Annotated in this window: 11 protein-coding genes and 10 pseudogenes; 13 read left to right on the forward strand and 8 right to left on the reverse strand. The window is 30.8% G+C overall.

The window, feature by feature from the left end:
- Positions 1-41: 41 nt before the first annotated feature.
- From ACZ1HD_RS02010 to ACZ1HD_RS02035, 6 genes and pseudogenes are all read right to left on the reverse strand, one after another.
- Positions 42-958, reverse strand: a pseudogene (locus ACZ1HD_RS02010) (DUF3078 domain-containing protein).
- A gap of 63 nt (positions 959-1,021) precedes the next feature.
- Positions 1,022-1,750, reverse strand: a complete 729-nt coding sequence (locus ACZ1HD_RS02015; RefSeq protein ID WP_472688509.1) for a DUF3078 domain-containing protein — start codon at positions 1,748-1,750, stop codon at positions 1,022-1,024.
- Complete coding sequence (locus ACZ1HD_RS02020) at positions 1,705-1,896, reverse strand: hypothetical protein (protein WP_472688510.1); 192 nt, start codon at positions 1,894-1,896, stop codon at positions 1,705-1,707. Before ACZ1HD_RS02020 ends, ACZ1HD_RS02015 begins: the two co-directional genes overlap by 46 nt.
- A gap of 47 nt (positions 1,897-1,943) precedes the next feature.
- Positions 1,944-2,453, reverse strand: coding sequence for a DUF2480 family protein (locus ACZ1HD_RS02025; RefSeq protein ID WP_375240964.1), 510 nt, complete (start codon positions 2,451-2,453; stop codon positions 1,944-1,946).
- Positions 2,454-2,554: 101 nt separating this feature from the next.
- Positions 2,555-2,875: a DUF59 domain-containing protein gene (locus tag ACZ1HD_RS02030; RefSeq protein WP_077810979.1), complete on the reverse strand. Its 321-nt coding sequence runs from the start codon at positions 2,873-2,875 to the stop codon at positions 2,555-2,557.
- Between the two features lie 11 nt (positions 2,876-2,886).
- Positions 2,887-3,312: a SufE family protein gene (locus tag ACZ1HD_RS02035; protein WP_077810980.1), complete on the reverse strand. Its 426-nt coding sequence runs from the start codon at positions 3,310-3,312 to the stop codon at positions 2,887-2,889.
- A gap of 73 nt (positions 3,313-3,385) precedes the next feature.
- Between ACZ1HD_RS02035 and ACZ1HD_RS02040 the strand changes: the two are divergent.
- From ACZ1HD_RS02040 to ACZ1HD_RS02065, 6 genes and pseudogenes are all read left to right on the forward strand, one after another.
- A pseudogene (locus ACZ1HD_RS02040) lies at positions 3,386-4,309 on the forward strand (PfkB family carbohydrate kinase).
- Positions 4,310-4,391: 82 nt separating this feature from the next.
- Positions 4,392-6,288 (forward strand): annotated as a pseudogene (locus ACZ1HD_RS02045) (amidophosphoribosyltransferase).
- Positions 6,289-6,413: 125 nt separating this feature from the next.
- Positions 6,414-7,352 carry a hypothetical protein gene (locus tag ACZ1HD_RS02050; protein ID WP_472688511.1) on the forward strand — a complete coding sequence of 313 codons (939 nt, stop codon included), beginning with the start codon at positions 6,414-6,416 and terminating at the stop codon, positions 7,350-7,352.
- A gap of 137 nt (positions 7,353-7,489) precedes the next feature.
- Positions 7,490-8,551: a DUF8202 domain-containing protein gene (locus ACZ1HD_RS02055; protein WP_472688512.1), complete on the forward strand. Its 1,062-nt coding sequence runs from the start codon at positions 7,490-7,492 to the stop codon at positions 8,549-8,551.
- A complete protein-coding gene (locus ACZ1HD_RS02060; RefSeq protein WP_472688513.1) occupies positions 8,497-9,018 on the forward strand; it encodes a hypothetical protein in 522 nt (173 codons plus the stop codon). Before ACZ1HD_RS02055 ends, ACZ1HD_RS02060 begins: the two co-directional genes overlap by 55 nt.
- 44 nt (positions 9,019-9,062) lie before the next feature.
- Positions 9,063-9,872 (forward strand): T9SS type A sorting domain-containing protein, encoded by an 810-nt coding sequence (locus ACZ1HD_RS02065; protein ID WP_472688514.1) that lies wholly within the window; start codon positions 9,063-9,065, stop codon positions 9,870-9,872.
- A 73-nt stretch (positions 9,873-9,945) separates the two neighbouring features.
- Here ACZ1HD_RS02065 and ACZ1HD_RS02070 read toward each other — a convergent pair.
- Positions 9,946-10,556: pseudogene (locus tag ACZ1HD_RS02070) on the reverse strand (superoxide dismutase).
- A gap of 109 nt (positions 10,557-10,665) precedes the next feature.
- Positions 10,666-11,675, reverse strand: a pseudogene (gene fbp, locus ACZ1HD_RS02075) (class 1 fructose-bisphosphatase).
- A 210-nt stretch (positions 11,676-11,885) separates the two neighbouring features.
- On the opposite strand from fbp, the gene ACZ1HD_RS02080 reads away from it, so the two are divergent.
- From ACZ1HD_RS02080 to ACZ1HD_RS02110, 7 genes and pseudogenes are all read left to right on the forward strand, one after another.
- Positions 11,886-12,365 (forward strand): GNAT family N-acetyltransferase, encoded by a 480-nt coding sequence (locus tag ACZ1HD_RS02080; protein WP_077810986.1) that lies wholly within the window; start codon positions 11,886-11,888, stop codon positions 12,363-12,365.
- A 2-nt stretch (positions 12,366-12,367) separates the two neighbouring features.
- Positions 12,368-13,622: pseudogene (locus tag ACZ1HD_RS02085) on the forward strand (aspartate kinase).
- Between the two features lie 53 nt (positions 13,623-13,675).
- A pseudogene (locus tag ACZ1HD_RS02090) lies at positions 13,676-15,483 on the forward strand (GNAT family N-acyltransferase).
- A gap of 85 nt (positions 15,484-15,568) precedes the next feature.
- A pseudogene (locus tag ACZ1HD_RS02095) lies at positions 15,569-15,918 on the forward strand (phage holin family protein).
- Between the two features lie 123 nt (positions 15,919-16,041).
- Positions 16,042-17,363: pseudogene (tig, locus tag ACZ1HD_RS02100) on the forward strand (trigger factor).
- 167 nt (positions 17,364-17,530) lie between these two features.
- Positions 17,531-17,941: an ATP-dependent Clp protease proteolytic subunit gene (locus tag ACZ1HD_RS02105; RefSeq protein ID WP_472688515.1), complete on the forward strand. Its 411-nt coding sequence runs from the start codon at positions 17,531-17,533 to the stop codon at positions 17,939-17,941.
- Positions 17,919-18,193, forward strand: a pseudogene (locus ACZ1HD_RS02110) (ATP-dependent Clp protease proteolytic subunit). The gene ACZ1HD_RS02105 and the pseudogene ACZ1HD_RS02110 overlap by 23 nt, the downstream one beginning before the upstream one ends.

The raw sequence follows: 18,193 nt of genomic DNA on the forward strand, positions 1-18,193 counted from the left end.
GAATTTCTTCTTGAGGTTTCTTTTAAAATATTGTTTTCTATTTAGAAAGCATAGCTCATACCAACTAAATAATAAGATTGTAATTTGTTGTCTACAGTAGAAAAAGTTTCTGCAGGATTGTCAATTAATGCATTGTTTAATGCTTCTTGTTTGTTTTTACGTAAACCTAATTCTAAACCAACTCCAATTCCTTTCCAAACAGTGTAACCAAAAGAGTTTGTCCATGTCCAGTTAGATAAGTCTGAAGTTTTATAGCTTTGAAAAACAGATAAATTAGACTTTACACTTAATTTACCATATTTTTTAGAGTAATCTGCAACAATTTTAGCACCTAAAGAAGATTCGAAAACTGTTTCACCACTACTAAATACAAAGTTGTAGTTTCCTGGGTGCATAACAACTACCAAGTTACTTGTTGGCGTCCAAGTAAGACCAGCACCAAAATCTAAATAACCAGGATCGTTAAAATTATCTATAATTGTAGTTCTGTATTCTGCAAGTGCAGATAAAGCCCATTTTTTATTTAATCTTTTACCGTATAAAGAAGAGATTGTAAATACATCTGTAGCAGTATCAAAACCTTCGTCTCCGGCAACACCTTTTTCATCTAACTTAACCCAACCTAAGTTAATTGCAGCAGAGTTTCTCCGAAAAAGTCTTCTTCAATTAAATTAGCAAAACCATTTACAGTTACACCAATATTACCTGCAGATGCAGTAGGAGCTGTTCTAGCGTACCAGTTGTTAAAACCGGATAAACTTGCACCTATAGTACCAAAAGCACCTTTTCTCCAACCAGGTAAAGCATCAATTTTTGCTTGTATCGCATTAACTTCTCCTTGTAATTTAGCAATTTGAGCTTTTTTAGGAGCTTGTTCTTTCTTTAATTCTTCTGCTGTTTGTGCGCTTGCAGAAAAGCTAATAAATACCAATAAAATTAAGATTGATAATTTTTTCATGTTGACTATTTTTAAATTTAAGCGTGCAAAAGTACACTTTTATTCTTTTAGACAATAAAAATATTAATAAGTCACTTTTTCGTGGAAGCTATAATTCATGCCTAAACCAAAAAGCTGTCTAAATTGAATTTTACTTGATGAGTTATCATCAATAATTGTATGAAAAGTCATGTGCATTTTAATATGTTTGTTTACAGTAAAACGCAAATTTGTTTGATAATCTAAATCGACATTACCAACATTTGCAAGATAATCTGTATACATTGTTAAGATGTTTTCCATTTCAATGTTTTTCATCAAGGCAAATTTATAGTAACCAGAAAGGTTAAAACCTAGTCCAAAAGCAAGAGTTTTACCTTCGTCTACACCAAATTTACCGGAATCTTTTGTGAAAAACTCGTTTACAAATGTATATCCGGCTGTAGCTGGTGCAATGTTTAAATTTAAATCATCAGATTTTTTCCATAACATTCCTGGTCCAAAAGTTAAATAAGCAGGAGATAAAAACTCTGACACTAGTAATTTAGGCTCTTTTGAATAATCGAACCCTTTGGTATATTGTGTTTTAAAATTGGCAATAAAAGAAAGAAACCAATAAGTTGTTGTTTTTATACCTAATAAAGAATTTAGTTCAAATCGATCGTTTGTTTTTCTGTAGCCTTTTTCGCTGATATGACTTAAACCGTAACCAGATAATAATCGAGTATCCCAGTTTAAATTATTTTTCTTATAATTAAAATCGTAATTTATATTGATGTTTCCAGCAACAGTGTTTTGGCCACCGAAGCCCAATTAGAAAAAGAAGATTGATTAAAAACAAAGGCAAGTCTACCGTTTACTTTCCATTTTGGCTTTGGTAAAGTGTCTAGTTTCTTCTTTTGAGAATAAGAATTACTTGCTATAAAAATAAATAAAAGAAGGGTTGCTAGTCTTCTCATTATAAGTGTTTTTAATGTTAATTTTTTTGATTTATAAATGTGTAAATTTATTTTTTCGATTTATATAAAGGTACTGTAGAACAAGCTTCGCCAAACATAATAGATTTGGCTATAGGTTGTAGTTTTGCAATTAAAAAAGCAAATGCAGAATCTGGTATTGGTTTTTCTGCACAACCTTTAATTATTACAGGGCAATCTGTATAATCTCTAAGATCGACAAAATTTAAAAGTTCTTGGTATAAAACAGTTTCTAATAATTCTAAATTACCAATAACAACTTTGTTGGCATATGGTGTAGCTTCTGCAGCAATTAGCATAAAAGCCCAAGAAGGTATAATTGCATCTACAGAGCAATTAACAGCTACAAAACAGTTTTTGTATTGAGACCAATCATGATTTTTTACTGCATTTCTAAAATCTTTTTCTTTCAAAATTATTTCTTCAAATAGCCAATCTTTAATATCAAATGAGACTCTTTTTCCTTCAGGATAAATCTCTTCTAGGTCAAAGGTTTTTAACTTGCTATTTGCTACTCTATTTATAATTTCTTCTGCCATTTATAATTTTACTTTATTGTTTAAAATAAATAAAAACTTAAGTTGTATTAACAGAAAAAGCAATTATTAATAATTGCTTTTTCTGTTAAATTTATATGTAATTAAAGCATTCCTAACTCTAGTTTTGCTTCTTCGCTCATCATTTCTTGTGTCCAAGTTGGGTCGAAGGTAATTTCTACTTCGCAGTTATTTAATTCTTTTAAAGACTTAACTTTATCTTCAATTTCTACTGGTAAACTCTCTGCAACTGGGCAATTCGGAGACGTTAAAGTCATTAAAATTTTTGCATTATTTTCATCAGAAACAAAAACATCATAAATTAAACCAAGCTCATAAATGTCTACAGGTATTTCTGGATCGTAAATTGTTTTTAAAACACCTACAATTTTATCTCCAATTTCTTCTAATTCTTTATCTGTCATTATATAATTTCTTAATTCTGTAATTTAGTTTGTTGCGCAATTGCGTACAATTTTATTTGTTTAACCATAGATACCAAACCGTTTGCTCGTGTAGGGCTTAAATGTTCTTTTAAACCTATTTGATCTATAAAAGTGGTTTCTGCAGTTAAAATATCTGCCGGTTTTTGTTCCGAGAATACCCTCAATAATAATGCCACAATTCCTTTAGTTAAAATAGCATCACTATCTGCAGTAAACTTAATTTTATCTGCATCTAATTCAGAATATAACCAAACTTTAGATTGGCATCCTTTAATTAAATTTTCGTCTAATTTATGTGTATCTTCAATTATAGGCAAAGATTTACCAAGCTCTATTATGTATTCGTAACGATCCATCCAATCATCAAACATAGAAAACTCATCAATAATTTCTTCTTGTATTTCTTTGATAGTCATTTTTAAAACTTATTTTTGCGCTTTCAAAAAGCGTTTTATTGTAAAAAGCAAAATTACGCATAAATTATAAGAAATGAGTAAATTATTAGCAGTTGGTACAGTAGCTTTTGATGCTATTGAGACACCTTTTGGTAAAACAGATAAGATTTTAGGAGGCTCGGAACTTTTGTAGGTTTAGCAGCATCTCAATTTGGAGTAGAAACAGGTGTTGTATCTGTTGTTGGTGGAGATTTTCCTGATTCTTATTTAGAAATGATGAATTCTAAAGGAATTAATACAGATGGTATTGAAGTAGATAAAGAAGGTAAAACTTTTTCTCGAGTGGTAAATATCACAACGATATGAATTCTAGAGATACTTTAGTAACAGAATTAAATGTTTTAGAAACGTTTACACCAGTTGTACCGATTCTTTTAAAGATGCAGGTATTGTAATGTTGGGTAATTTACACCCGTTAACGCAAGCTTCTGTTTTAGATCAAATGACAGAAAAACCAAAACTAATAGTTTTAGATACTATGAATTTTTGGATGGATATTGCTTTAGATGATTTACATACTGTTTTAAAAAGAGTAGATGTAATTACAATTAATGATGAAGAAGCCCGCCAATTATCCGGTGAATATTCTTTAGTAAATGCTGCTAAGAAAATCCACGCAATGGGACCTAAATATGTAGTAATTAAAAAAGGAGAACACGGAGCTTTATTATTTAATGAAGGAAAAATGTTTTTTGCACCTGCATTACCATTAGCAGAAGTTTTTGATCCTACTGGTGCCGGAGATACATTTGCAGGAGGTTTCTGCGGATATCTAGCAAAAACAGAAGATATATCTTTTGAAAACATGAAGAACGCGATAATTTACGGTTCTAACTTAGCTTCTTTCTGTGTAGAGAAATTTGGTACAGAGCGCATGCAAGAGCTAACAACAGATGAAGTTAAAACGCGCTTACAAGCTTTTAAAGACTTAACACAATTTGATATAAAATTATCTTAATGTAAATCCGCGGTTTAAACTGCGGATTTTTTTGATATAATTGCAACAATAACAACACAATACAACTAAAAATATTATAAAAATGAGTGATGCTATTAAACATGAATGTGGAATTGCACTTGTTAGATTAAAAAAACCATTACAGTTTTACAAAGATAAATACGGTACTGCTTTTTACGGAATTAATAAAATGTATTTATTAATGGAAAAGCAGCATAATCGTGGTCAAGATGGTGCAGGTTTTGCAAGTGTAAAGTTTAATGTAGAACCTGGTACTAGATATATTAGCAGAGTTCGTTCTAACAAATCGCAACCAATACAAGATGTTTTTGGGCAAATTAACGATCGCTTAAATGGTGTTTTAGAACAAAACCCAGATAAGAAAGATGATGTAGCATGGCAAGAAGAAAACATGCCTTACATTGGTAACTTATTTTTAGGTCATGTTCGTTATGGTACATTTGGTAAAAACAGTATCGAAAGTGTGCATCCGTTTTTACGTCAAAGTAATTGGAAACATCAAAACTTAATTGTTGCAGGTAACTTTAACATGACTAATTCTAAACATTTATTAGAAGAGTTAATAGAGTTGGGGCAACATCCAAAAGAATTTACAGATACAGTAACTGTCATGGAGAAAATTGGTCATTTCTTAGAAGATGAAGTGGCTAAATTATATCAGAAAGCAAAAAAGAAAGGTTTTAATAAAAAGAATGCTTCGCCTTATATCGAAGAAAATTTAAGCATAAAAAAAGTTTTAAAAGATCTTCTAAAAACTGGGATGGTGGTTATGCAATGGCAGGATTAGTTGGTCACGGAGATGCTTTTGTTTTAAGAGATCCAAACGGAATAAGACCTACATATTTCTTCGAAGATGAAGAGGTTGTAGTTGTAGCATCAGAAAGACCTGTAATTCAAACAGTATTTAATATCGAAATTGATAAAGTACAAGAATTAGAAAGAGGGCATGCTTTAATTATTAAGAAAAATGGTAAAACAGCTATTAAACAAGTTTTAGAACCAAGAGAAAACAAAGCTTGTTCTTTCGAGCGTATTTATTTTTCTAGAGGAAGTGATGCATCAATCTATGAAGAAAGAAAAAACTTAGGTAAATTAGTGTTTCCTAAAATATTAAAATCGATAGATAGCGATATTTCTAACACTGTTTTTTCTTACATACCAAATACTGCAGAAACTTCTTTCTACGGAATGACGGAAGCTGCAGAAGATTTACTTAATCAGCAAAAAACACAAAAAATCTTAGCAGGTGGTACTAAGTTATCTGCTCAAAAAGTAACAGAGATTTTATCTGAAAGAGCTCGTTTTGAAAAAATAGCTATTAAAGATGCAAAGTTAAGAACATTTATTGCTGATGATAGTTCTAGAGATGACCTTGTAGAACATGTTTATGATATTACTTATGGTGTTGTAAAACCTACAGACAATCTTGTAATTATAGACGATAGTATTGTAAGAGGAACAACTTTAAAGAAAAGTATTATTAAAATATTAGATAGACTTAGCCCTAAGAAGATAGTAGTTGTTTCATCTGCGCCTCAAATACGCTACCCAGATTGTTATGGTATAGATATGGCGAAATTGATGCTTTTATTGCGTTTAAAGCTGCGATAGAATTATTAAAAGATACAAATCAAGAAGGTATTATAGGTGAAGTTTATAAAAAATCTAAAGAGCAACAATCTAAGGCAGATGAAGAAATTGTAAATTATGTAAAAGAAATTTACGCACCATTTACAACAGAAGAAATATCAGCAAAAATTGCTCAAATGCTAAAAACAAAAGATGTTAAGGCAGATGTAGAGGTAATTTATCAAACTGTAGAGAACTTGCATAAGGCTTGCCCTAATAACTTAGGAGATTGGTATTTTACCGGAGATTATCCTACACCTGGTGGTCATAGAGTTGTAAATGAGGCTTTTATTAATTACTATGAAGGAAACGATAAAAGAGCTTATTAATTGTAAAATCAAAATAAAATCCTTATTTTAGTGAGATAAACATTATCAATATTAAAATTGATGTAAGAAAAATTCCCCAAGAATTACCTTATGTAATGTGTTAACAAGTTTAAAAAATTTTAAAGATGTTAAAACAAGCAAAAAGAATAATTTTTATTTTTTATCTTTTTTATGGTGCTATTTTAAGTGCCCAAACTTCAACTGCAACGTACAGTTTAGGAGATATTCCAACAGGTTTTGAGGATTCTAGTCAATGTGCTCCGTTGTCAGAGTTGCAAGTTATTGTACCGCCAGGATCTATTGTTACGAGTGTAGATGTTGTTTATCAAATGACGGCACGTGTTCAAGGTTGGATGTCAGACCAAAGATCTAGATTAATTTATGTTGAAGGTGCTGTAAGTGAGAACAATTATACTGCAGGTATAGGAGATAGTCCAGGAACATTATCTTACGCTCGATCGGGTTTAACAATCGCAAATGGCGTAAGTGTTTCAGGGGTTTTGACTTTTCAAATGGATGTTTTAAGAGTAATTTGGGAAGGTACAGGAGCTGGCTGTAGTGTTAATGAAAATAAGGTTGATAATAATAGTTGGATAATTACTGTGAATTATACTGCTCCGCCTCCTGTAGCAGAAGGATATTTAGGTCCCGGCGGTGTAGGTAGTATTGATGGTACTTCGAGTCTTGTGCTATGGACAAATCCGGATGATATTTCTGAAAATGACAATGCTCCTTTTGCTTCTTGGTCAGATTTATCGGGTTATAATTCAACTTTAACTCAAGAAGATGTTACTTTTCAGCCTATAATTAAGAAAAATATTGTTAACGGCTATGATGCGGTTAGGTTCGAAGAATCTAATAGACGTTTGAGAAAAACTAACTTCACAAACTTTCCAACAACAGCAATTTACGGCTTCTATGTGAATAAAACTGAAAATGCAAATGAAGGAGGTGACGGAGTGTTATCTTATGCGTCATCATCTGCTCTTAATAACGATTTTCTATTATTTAATAGCAATAATTTGTCTATGTATGTTACTAATCAGGCAAGGGGTTCGGCTTAAATGTAAGCACTGCAAACTGGAATGTTGTTGGTTATAGATGGCAAACATCCGGAACGGCAAATACATCTCTTAACGGAACTGATAGAAATATTAATTTTCCTGGTGGTAGAATTATAACTCCTGGCGGTTCTTTAGCTTTGGCTGGTGAACAAGATAGTGAAGATGATGGAGCAGGAGGAAATGATGGTGATTATGTAGCTTCACAAGCGCATCAAGGAGACTTTGCAGAGGTAATTATGTATAATAAATATATTAATGAAGCAGAGAGAATTATTGTTAGTAATTATTTATCTGCAAAATATAATATTACCTTAAATTCAAATAATTTTTACGATGAAGATGATTCAGCTGCTGGTAATTTTGATTATGATGTTGCGGGTATTGGTCAAGCAACAGATGGTTCTAATCATGTAGATTCTCAAGGAACAGGAATTGTTAGAATTTATAACCCAAGTAGTCTTGCAAATGATGAATTTTTATTTTGGGGTAGAGACAATAAAGAGGATATCGTTTTTGAAACAAATGAAGATAATTATCAACAAAGAACTTCTACTAAATGGCGAGTTAGTAAAAGAAATGATGTCGGTGACGTTAGTTTTATATTAGATTTATCATCCGTAGATATTTCTAGTAAAGAAGATTGTGCTGTACTTAAATTAGTTATAGATAATGACAGTGATTTATTATCGCCTACATCTACTTATGATTTAGCAGATATTGGTGGTGGTTTATATCAAGCTAATAATGTGGTTTTTTCTAATAATGATTATTTTGCTGTAGAATACCAAGATTTAATAGTTGTTGATGATACGCAATACTATAATGGTTCTGCTACTACCAATGTGCCAGATTTAACAGATGGCTGTTTTAAATTGTTGGTAAAAAGTACTTCTAATGGTTCGCTAACGTTAACCGAGGATGCTGTTGTTAGAGAGATTGAGATTGAAAACGGAGGAATTTTATCTGTTAATTACGGCGTGTTACTAAAAGTTAAAAATGGTATTTTAAATAACGGTGAACTAAGATTAGTTGGTAATTCTCAATTAGTACAAACTCATACAACTGGTAATAATTTAAACTCAGGGACAGGTAAACTTTTCGTAGATCAAACTGCAACTAGCTCATCTGTATATCAATCTGGTTATTGGTCTTCGCCAGTAAGAAATTCAGTACAACACCAGGCACTCCTTTTTCAATAAACGATGTTTTAAAAGACGGAACAAATGTAGCTACATCTCCAACTCCAACTGTTGGTGAAGCTGCTGACATTAATTTTACTCCTAATTTTGATGGAGATTCGTCATCAGAGCCTATAAGTATTAGTTCTAGGTGGTTGGCTAAGTTTGTAAATGCTAGTGATTGGACAAGATTTGTAGATCCAACAGATCCTATTTTTCTTCCAGGAGAAGGATGGAATATGAAAAGTGTTGGTGCTACATTTACTTTTTCTGGTATACCAAACGATGGAGATTATTCTTTTACATTAGATCAAAATAAATTTAATTTAATAGGTAACCCGTATCCTTCTGCACTAGATGCAGAAGCATTTATAAATGATAATTCATCAGAATTTAATGGTGTAATTTATATTTATAACGGTTCTTCTGATAATACTCATGTTAGAGGAGATTATTCGGAACTTATAATACTATTGTTAGTGGGGTAACAGTCGGTGGAGGAAGATATTTACCGATTGGGCAGGGATTTTTTGTGACAAAAGAAACACCAGGTTCTGGTACTTTAGTTTTTAAAAATTCACAAAGAACCTTAAATGATTTATCTGATACTGGTGTAATAGTTGCTAAAACATCATCAAAACAAAAAAGTACTAGAGATTTTTCAACCATAAAGATTGATTTTAAATTTAATTTATCTGAAAGTGAAGTTAGAACCCGAACAGTAGCAACAGTGTTTAGAGGTTTAACAGATGAGTATGATATTGGTTTCGATGCAGTTATGTGGGGCTTGCAACCAACAGATTTGTATTTAAAAGTTAAGGGTTCTACTAGTCCTTATATTATTACTGGTACGTTTAATTTTGATGAATCTTTAGAAATACCGATGGTAGTTCAGTTAGATCAAGATCGAGAAGTTACTTTTTCTATAAGCGAAAAGATAAAAATTAATACACCTGTGTATTTAAATGATAGAGTTTTAAATAAATTCTATAATTTAGATGAAGCTCCTAAATCTATAAATTTAGCCTCGGGTACTTATGATGATAGGTTTTTCATCACTTTTACAGATAAAACATTAACTAATGAAGATTTTAAAGAGGATGAATTTTTATTAAGTATTCAAGGAGGAGATAATGGCGAGTTTTTAATTAAAAATACATCTAATTATCAGATAGAAACTGTAAAGTTGTTTAATATTTTGGGAGCTGAAGTTTTTAATCAGGATATAAATAGTAATAAAAGTGAGTTAAACTTTAAATTAAACAAACTGTCTAAAGCGGTATATGTTTTAGTTATTAAGACAGAAAAGGGATTGTTCAATAAAAAGATTATTATTGATTAAATCCTTATTATATAGACTAAAAAAGCATCCTTAAAAAGGATGCTTTTTTTATCTTAATTAGTAAGATTTCTATTTATTTTGCTGCAGCATATCTACGCTCAACTTCATTCCAGTTAATTACATTAAAAAATGCATTAATATAATCTGGTCTTCTGTTTTGGTAGTTTAAGTAATATGCATGTTCCCAAACATCCAATCCTAAAATAGGAGTTCCTTCGCAGTTTACACCTGGCATTAATGGGTTGTCTTGGTTAGGTGTAGAACAAACTTCTACTTTACCACCTGGTAAAACACATAACCATGCCCAACCGAGAACCAAACTGAGTAGCTGCTGCTTTAGAAAAAGCGTCGATAAATGCTTCTTTTGATCCGAAAGCGCTTTCAATAGCGTCTTTTAAATCTCCGGATAAATAACCTCTATCGTTTGGGTTCATTACTGTCCAAAATAAAGAGTGATTGTAAAATCCACCACCGTTATTTCTTACAGCGCCGTTACTCATATCTAAATTAGCAAGAATATCTTCGATAGATTTTCCTTCTAAATCAGTTCCTTCTATTGCTCCGTTTAATTTTGTTGTATATCCGTTGTGATGTTTTGTATGGTGAATTTCCATAGTTCTAGCATCTATATTAGGTTCTAAAGCATCGTATGCATATCCTAATTCTCGGTAATTGAAAAGCCATTTTTTTAAGTTTTAAAGTTCGTATTATTTTAATACTGTAAATTTACTCAATATGATGCAGTTGAACAAAATATTAGCCTTTTGTTAACTTATAATAGTATAAATAAGATTTATTCGCCGTATTTCTGCATAAATTCCTCTAATTTGTTTACCATATTTTTACTTCCGCAAACAAAAGGTACTCTTTGGTGTAATTCTGTTGGTTCGACTTCCATGGTTCTAGTGTAACCGTCAGAAGCATAGCCATTTGCTTGTTCCGCTAAAAAAGCCATAGGGTTACATTCGTAAAGTAAGCGTAATTTTCCGTTCGGATTTCTAGAACCTTTTGGGTACATGTAAATACCTCCTTTTATCATATTTCTATGAAAATCTGAAACCAAAGAACCGATATATCTACTTGTGTAAGGTCTTTCTCCTTCTTCTTCTTGACAGTATTTTATATATTTTTTTACACCTTCCGGAAAATCGAAATAATTTCCTTCGTTAACAGAGTAGATGTTTCCATCTTCTGGAAACGTCATATTTGGGTGCGATAAATAAAATGTACCAATTGCTGGGTTCAAGGTAAAACCATTTACACCATCTCCGGTAGTATAAACTAGCATTGTAGATGTACCATAAACCACGTAACCAGCTGCAACTTGCTCAACACCTTTTTGTAAAAAATCTTCTAGTTATACTGGGCTTCCTGTTGGTGTAACTCTTCTGTAAATAGAAAAAATTGTTCCTACAGAAACGTTTACATCAATATTAGAAGAGCCATCTAAAGGGTCTATTAATACAACATATTTATTTTGATTGTTCTCGTCGATACTATTTATAGAGATAAAACTGTCTTCTTCTTCACTGGCAATACCACAAACAATATTTCTTCTAGTTAGTGTTTGTATAAATTTATCATTTGCATAAACATCTAATTTTTGTTGGTCTTCACCTTGAATGTTTGTGTCTCCATGAGCACCAATAATATCTACCAAACCAGCTTTATTTACTTCGTGATTTACAACTTTTGCAGCTAATCTAATTGAGTTTAATAAACTAGATAGTTCGCCGAACTGTATTTAAAAGCGTGCTGATTTTCAATAATAAATTCTCCTAAAGTCTGTTTTTTTGGTAACATGTTGTTGTGTATAGTTAATGTTACAAAGATGCTAAAATTTAGACAACTACACCGTTTTCGTACAGCTTTTTTTGGTAAAAATCTTACTTGTTTTTTGCATATTAACTATTTATTATTTTAAAATTTAAACAAATCAAAAATAACTGTGCAAAATATTTAATTATTTTTAAGCGAAAACGAAAGGACTATCTTTGACAAAAAATTAGAAACATGGACTTTAAAATAAGATTAGGGCAAGAAGAAGACATGCAAGCTGTATTAGATTTAATTACAGAATTGGCTGTTTTTGAAAAAGAACCGGATGCTGTAGAGATAACTGTAGAAGATTTAATAAATGATGGTTTTTCTAAAGATCCTAAATTTAAGATTTATGTGGCAGAACAAGAAAATACTATTATCGGTATTGCGTTGTTTTACGAACGATATTCTACTTGGAAAGGAAGAACAATACATTTAGAAGATTTGATTGTAACTAAAAGCAAGCAAAAAATAGGCGCAGGTAAAGCACTTTATAAAGCAGTTTTAAAATATGCGTTTGATAATAATTTTAATAGAGTTGCTTGGGAAGTAATTGATTGGAACAAAAATGCCATCGATTTCTACAAAAGCACAGGTGCTACTTATTTAAATGATTGGTCTGTAGTACAAATGAACAAAGAAAATTTAGCAAAATTTATTCAAAATAATTAGAAATGAAGATTTTTAAATTTGGAGGAGCTTCTGTAAAAGATGCCGCAAGTGTAAAAAATATAACAAGTATTTTACAAAACGAAGGAACAGAAAATACATTAGTGGTAATTTCTGCAATGGGTAAGATTACAAATGCTTTTGAAGAGGTTATAGAGGCTTACTATAATAAAACAGATAAATTATCTGAAAACTTAGGAGTTATAGAAGATTTTCATAAAAATTTAATGTCTGATTTGTTTGATAAAGATGATGCTATTTTTAAAGAAATAGATATTTTATTAGGTGAGTTAAGTTGGTTTTTAGCGCGAAATACATCACAAAGGTATAATTATGTGTACGATCAAATTATTTGTTTCGGAGAGCTTTTATCAACAAAAATTGTAAGTGCTTATCTAACAAAAGTGGGTATTCAAAATAATTGGTTTGACGTTAGAAATTATATTAAAACGGACAGTAATTATAGAGATGCTAAAGTAGATTGGACTTTAACGCAACAAATTATTACAGAAAAAGTTGATGCTACCAAATTAAATATAACACAAGGTTTTATAGCGGCAAACGATACAGAAAATACTACAACTTTAGGTAGAGAAGGTTCTGATTATACTGCAGGAATTTTTGCTTATTGTTTAAATGCAGAAAATGTAACTATCTCGGAAAGATGTACCAGGAGTTTTAAATGCAGACCCAAGAGTTTTTGAAGAAACAACGTTGTTAAAACAAATTTCTTACGAAGAAGCTATAGAAATGGCATTTTATGGTGCATCTGTAATTCATCCAAAAACATTACAGCCATTAGAAAGAAAAGAAATTCCGTTATTGGTACGTTCTTTTGTGAACCCTAAAGAAGCTGGAACGAGAATTTCTAAAGGATCTAATTTAGAACCATTAATACCATGTTTTATTGTTAAGAAAGATCAGATTTTAGTTTCTATTTCAGCATTAGATTTTTCTTTTATGGTAGAAAATAACATTAGTTATATATTTAAGAAATTACACGATTATCAATTAAAAGTTAATTTAATACAAAACTCTGCAATTAGTTTTTCAGTTTGTATTGATAATAAATTTAATGGCTTCGAGGCGTTTTACAATGAACTTAAAAACGAGTTTAAAATTGATGTTCAAAAAGGCGTAGATTTATTTACTGTTCGTCATTTTGATGATAAAGCCGTTGCAAGTATAGAAGAAAAAGGATCGTCTTTATTAACACAGGTAAACAAAGAGACTATACAGATTGTTTTGGCAACAAATTAATAAGACAATATCTGTTTTTTTAGTATGTTTGCAGTTCGCTTTAATTATAATTTATGGCATTAGTAACATCTAAAGAAATTGCGCAAGTAATTGGTTTACAAAAGTTTGGCTTTTTAGGGACTTTTATTGGTTGGATTCTGTTAAGAATTCTTCGCATTTCTGCTATCAATAAAATCTACGATAAGAACAAAAATAAATCTGATTTAGATTTTTTAAACGGAATTTTAGATGATTGTAATATAAAATTCGAAATTCCGGAAGAGGATTTAAAACGTATACCTAAAGAGGGGCCGTTTATAACTGTTTCAAATCATCCTTTAGGTGGTATTGATGGTGTTTTATTGCTAAAACTATTAATCGAAAAAAGAGCAGATTACAAAATTATCGCTAATTTTTTATTGCACCGAGTAGAGCCATTAAAGCCTTACGTAATGCCAGTTAATCCTTTTGAAACTAGAAAGGATGCAAAATCTAGCGTTGCCGGAATTAAAAGTGCTTTATTGCATTTAAAAGAAGGAAAACCATTGGGGATTTTTCCTGCAGGAGAAGTTTCTACCTATAAAGATGGTAAGTTAAATGTAGATAAACCATGGGAAGAAGGTGCTGTTAGATTGATTAAAAAAGCAAACGTACCAGTTATTCCGATTTATTTTCATGCAAAAAATAGTAGATTATTTTACTTTCTTTCTAAAATATCTGATACGCTAAGAACAGCAAAATTACCTTCGGAAGTAATGAATCAAGGTGGTAGAGTTGTAAAAGTTAGAATAGGAAAACCAATTTCTGTAAAAGATCAAAACGAGTTTAAAGAAATACCTGCGTTTTATGAATTTATAAGGAAGAAAACCTACATGTTGGCGAATCCTTTTGAAAAAGCACACAAGTTAATTTCTGCACAGAATATCAAAATAAAAAAACCAGCAAAAAAAATAACAGCACAAAGAAGCACAGATCTTTTTGTAAAAGAAGTAAATGCTATTAGAGATAATGGCGGTAGATTATTAGAAAGTAAAAACTACGAAGTGTTTTTTGCAAGTGCAAAAGAAGTACCTAATTTATTACATGAAATTGGTAGATTACGCGAAATAACTTTTAGAGCTGTTGGTGAAGGAACAAATAAATCTATCGACTTAGATAAATATGACAGGTATTATCATCACTTAATTTTATGGGACAGAGAAGCGAATGTTTTGGTTGGAGCATATAGAATGGGTCTTGGTAAAGAAATTTATAAAAAGTACGGAATTAACGGTTTTTACGTTCAGACCTTATTTAGAGTAGAGCCGAACTGCATCAAATGATGGAAAATACCATCGAAATGGGTAGAGCTTTTATTATTGGCGAATATCAGCAAAAACCAATGCCGTTATTTTTATTATGGAAAGGAATTGTACATGTTACCTTGCGTCATCCGGAGTATAAATATTTAATGGGCGGAGTTTCTATTAGCAATCAGTTTTCAGATTTTTCAAAATCGTTAATGATAGAGTTTATGAAATCTCATTATTACGACCCTTACATTGCACAATACATTTATCCGAAGAAAGAATACAAGGTTAAATTAAAAGATGGTGATAAAGATTTTGTTTTTGATGCAACAAAATCTGATATGCAAAAATTTGATAAGATAATAGACGAGATAGAGCCAGGTGCTTTAAGAATACCTGTTTTAATTAAAAAGTATGTTAAGCAAAATGCACGTTTGGTTGCTTTTAATGTAGATCCTAAGTTTAATAATGCTGTAGATGGTTTAATGTATATTAAGGTTTCTGATATTCGAGAAAGTACTGTAAAGCCTGTAATGGAAGAGTTTCAGGCAGAATTAGAAAGAAAAGCTACAGAGTTGCAAAAAAGTAAATAAGTATAAATTTTACTTTTTACTGACAAAAAAGCAGTCTTTTACATTTGGTATAGTTTTCGCTATTTTGATAATATAAAATCATTAGATGAAAACATTTTTAAAAATTTTACTAACCGCTTTAGCTGTAATAGTGCTAGCAAATATTTTACCAGGAGTAGAGGTTTACGGTTACGTGTCTGCAATAATAGTAGCCGCAGTTATTGCGTTGTTAAATATGGTGGTTAGACCATTGTTAATTTTCTTTACTTTACCGGCCACACTTGTAACTTTTGGCTTGTTTATTTTTGTAATTAACGCCATAATAATTTTACTTGCAGATAAGTTAGTGTCTGGGTTTGCTGTTTCGGGTTCTTTTCGGCCTTGTTATTCAGTATTTTACTATCCATTTTTAGATCGGCATTATTTTCTTTATTAAAAGACAACAATAAAAATTAATACATAATAAGTTATAGAGGTAATTTTAATTTTTTCTACTGAAATAGAAGTACTTAAATACTTGTTAAGTAAAAAAAATAATTAATTTTGCACTCGATTTTTTCAAGATAAAAGAACAAATAAATGAATATTACAAAAGAAAACATAGATGCGTTAAACGCAGTTGTAAAAGTTGATATTGTTGCAGAAGATTATCAAGCAAAAGTAGATAATATCTTATCAGATTACCGTAAAAAAGCAGATGTTCCTGGTTTTAGAAAAGGACACGTGCCAATGGGTATGATAAAAAAGCAATATGGTCAATCTATTATGGTAGATGAGGTTAACAAGCTTTTACAAGAATCTTTAAATAAATTCTTAACAGAAGAAAAGTTAGATATTTTAGGTAATCCTTTACCAAGAGTTCAAGACGATTTCAACTGGGATGCAGAAACTTTTTCTTTTGAATTCGAATTAGGTTTAGCACCAGAATTTGATGTTGATTTAAAATCTAAGAAAAAGATTAATCAATACAACATTGTTGCAACAGAAGATTTGTTAGATGAAGAGGTAAAAAACATTCAGACTAGATACGGTAAAATGTCTACGTTAGAAGAAGCAACAGAGCACTCTAATGTAACTGGTACTTTTGTAAACGAAGAAAAAGGAATCGAAAAAAAGAGTACTTTCTTAGTAAACGATCTTAAAGGAAAGAAAAACGAAAAGAAAGTTATAGGTGCTAAAGTTGGTGATGTAATCGAATTAGAAACTAAAAAATTATTCGAAGACAATAACAAGTTGCAACATATTTTAGGTGTTTCTGCAGATGAAATTAAAGATTTAGATATTAAAGTAACTTTAACTGTAGAAGAAATTACTAAAACAGAACCAGCAGATTTAGACAAAGAATTGTTTGATAAATTGTTTGCAGACGGTAGTGTTTCTTCTGTAACAGAATTAAGAGAAAAAATTAAAGAAGACGCAGAAAAGCAATTCTTACAACAATCAGATCAACATTTATTAAATTCTGTAATAGAGCACTTAATCGAAAATACTAAATTCGATTTACCAGCAGATTTCTTAAAGAAATGGTTAGCAACTGCAGGTGAAAAACCTTTAACAGAAGAAGAAGCTGCAGCAGAATACGAAAAATCAGAAAAAGGTTTACGTTATCAATTAATCGAAGGTAAGATTATGAAAGATAACGATATAAAATTAGACTATGCAGAATTGGTAGACTATGCAAAAGGATTTATCCGTACGCAAATGGCTCAATTTGGTAACATGAATCCGAAGAAAAAGAATTGGATGAAATTGCTGGTAGAATTTTACAAAACCAAGAAGAAGCACAAAAATTACAAACACAATTAATTAGTCAGAAATTGTTAGCTTTTTATAAAGAAAACATGATTTTTAAGACAAAAGAACTTTCTTACGAAGAGTTTGTAAAAGAAGCATACAAATAATAGTTTATAACTCATTTGAATCTTACTAAAAGATTTGAATTATAGCTTAATTATATACAAAAAACCTGAATTATTTTATTCGGGTTTTTTTAGCAACTAACGCAAAGCAAAAGAGTAAGAAATAGTTCTTATATTTACAGTATTAAACTTAAAACAAAATCACGAAAATGGATTACGGAAAAGAGTTCGAAAAATACGCAACAAAACACCACGGAATAAGCAGTACAAATTATACAAAAATTACAAGTAGTTTAACTCCATATATCATGGAAGAACGCCAAATGAATATTACTCAAATGGATGTTTTTTCTCGTTTAATGATGGATAGAATTATCTTTTTAGGAACTGGTATTAATGATCAAGTTGCAAATATTATACAAGCACAATTATTATTTTTAGAAAGCGTAGACGCTAATAAAGATATTTCAATTTATATAAACTCACCAGGTGGAGGTGTTTATGCAGGTTTAGGTATTTATGATACAATGCAGTTTATAAAACCGAGATGTTGCCACAATTTGTACAGGTATGGCAGCTTCTATGGGAGCCGTTTTAATGTGTGCAGGTCAAGAAGGTAAACGTTCTGCGTTACCTCATTCTAGAATTATGATTCACCAACCTTTAGGTGGTGCTCAAGGTCAAGCGTCAGATATTGAGATTACTGCAAGAGAAATCTTAAAATTAAAAGACGAATTGTATGCAATTATTGCAAACCATTCGGACAAACAATAGAAAAAGTTCACAACGATTCTGATAGAGATTATTGGATGAAAGCGGATGAAGCGAAAGCTTACGGAATGATTGATGAAGTTTTAGCAAGAAAAGTATAA

The sequence above is a fragment of the Polaribacter sp. HA6-7 genome (assembly GCF_055693625.1).

What these genes read in the sequence shown, in the direction of transcription:
- ACZ1HD_RS02020 (WP_472688510.1), bottom strand. Translation starts at nt 1,896, where the DNA reads ATGAGAAGACTAGCAACCCTTCTTTTATTTATTTTTATAGCAAGTAAT.
- ACZ1HD_RS02025 (WP_375240964.1), bottom strand. Translation starts at nt 2,453, where the DNA reads ATGGCAGAAGAAATTATAAATAGAGTAGCAAATAGCAAGTTAAAAACC.
- ACZ1HD_RS02030 (WP_077810979.1), bottom strand. Translation starts at nt 2,875, where the DNA reads ATGACAGATAAAGAATTAGAAGAAATTGGAGATAAAATTGTAGGTGTT.
- ACZ1HD_RS02035 (WP_077810980.1), bottom strand. Translation starts at nt 3,312, where the DNA reads ATGACTATCAAAGAAATACAAGAAGAAATTATTGATGAGTTTTCTATG.
- ACZ1HD_RS02050 (WP_472688511.1), top strand. Translation starts at nt 6,414, where the DNA reads ATGTTAAAACAAGCAAAAAGAATAATTTTTATTTTTTATCTTTTTTAT.
- ACZ1HD_RS02080 (WP_077810986.1), top strand. Translation starts at nt 11,886, where the DNA reads ATGGACTTTAAAATAAGATTAGGGCAAGAAGAAGACATGCAAGCTGTA.
- ACZ1HD_RS02105 (WP_472688515.1), top strand. Translation starts at nt 17,531, where the DNA reads ATGGATTACGGAAAAGAGTTCGAAAAATACGCAACAAAACACCACGGA.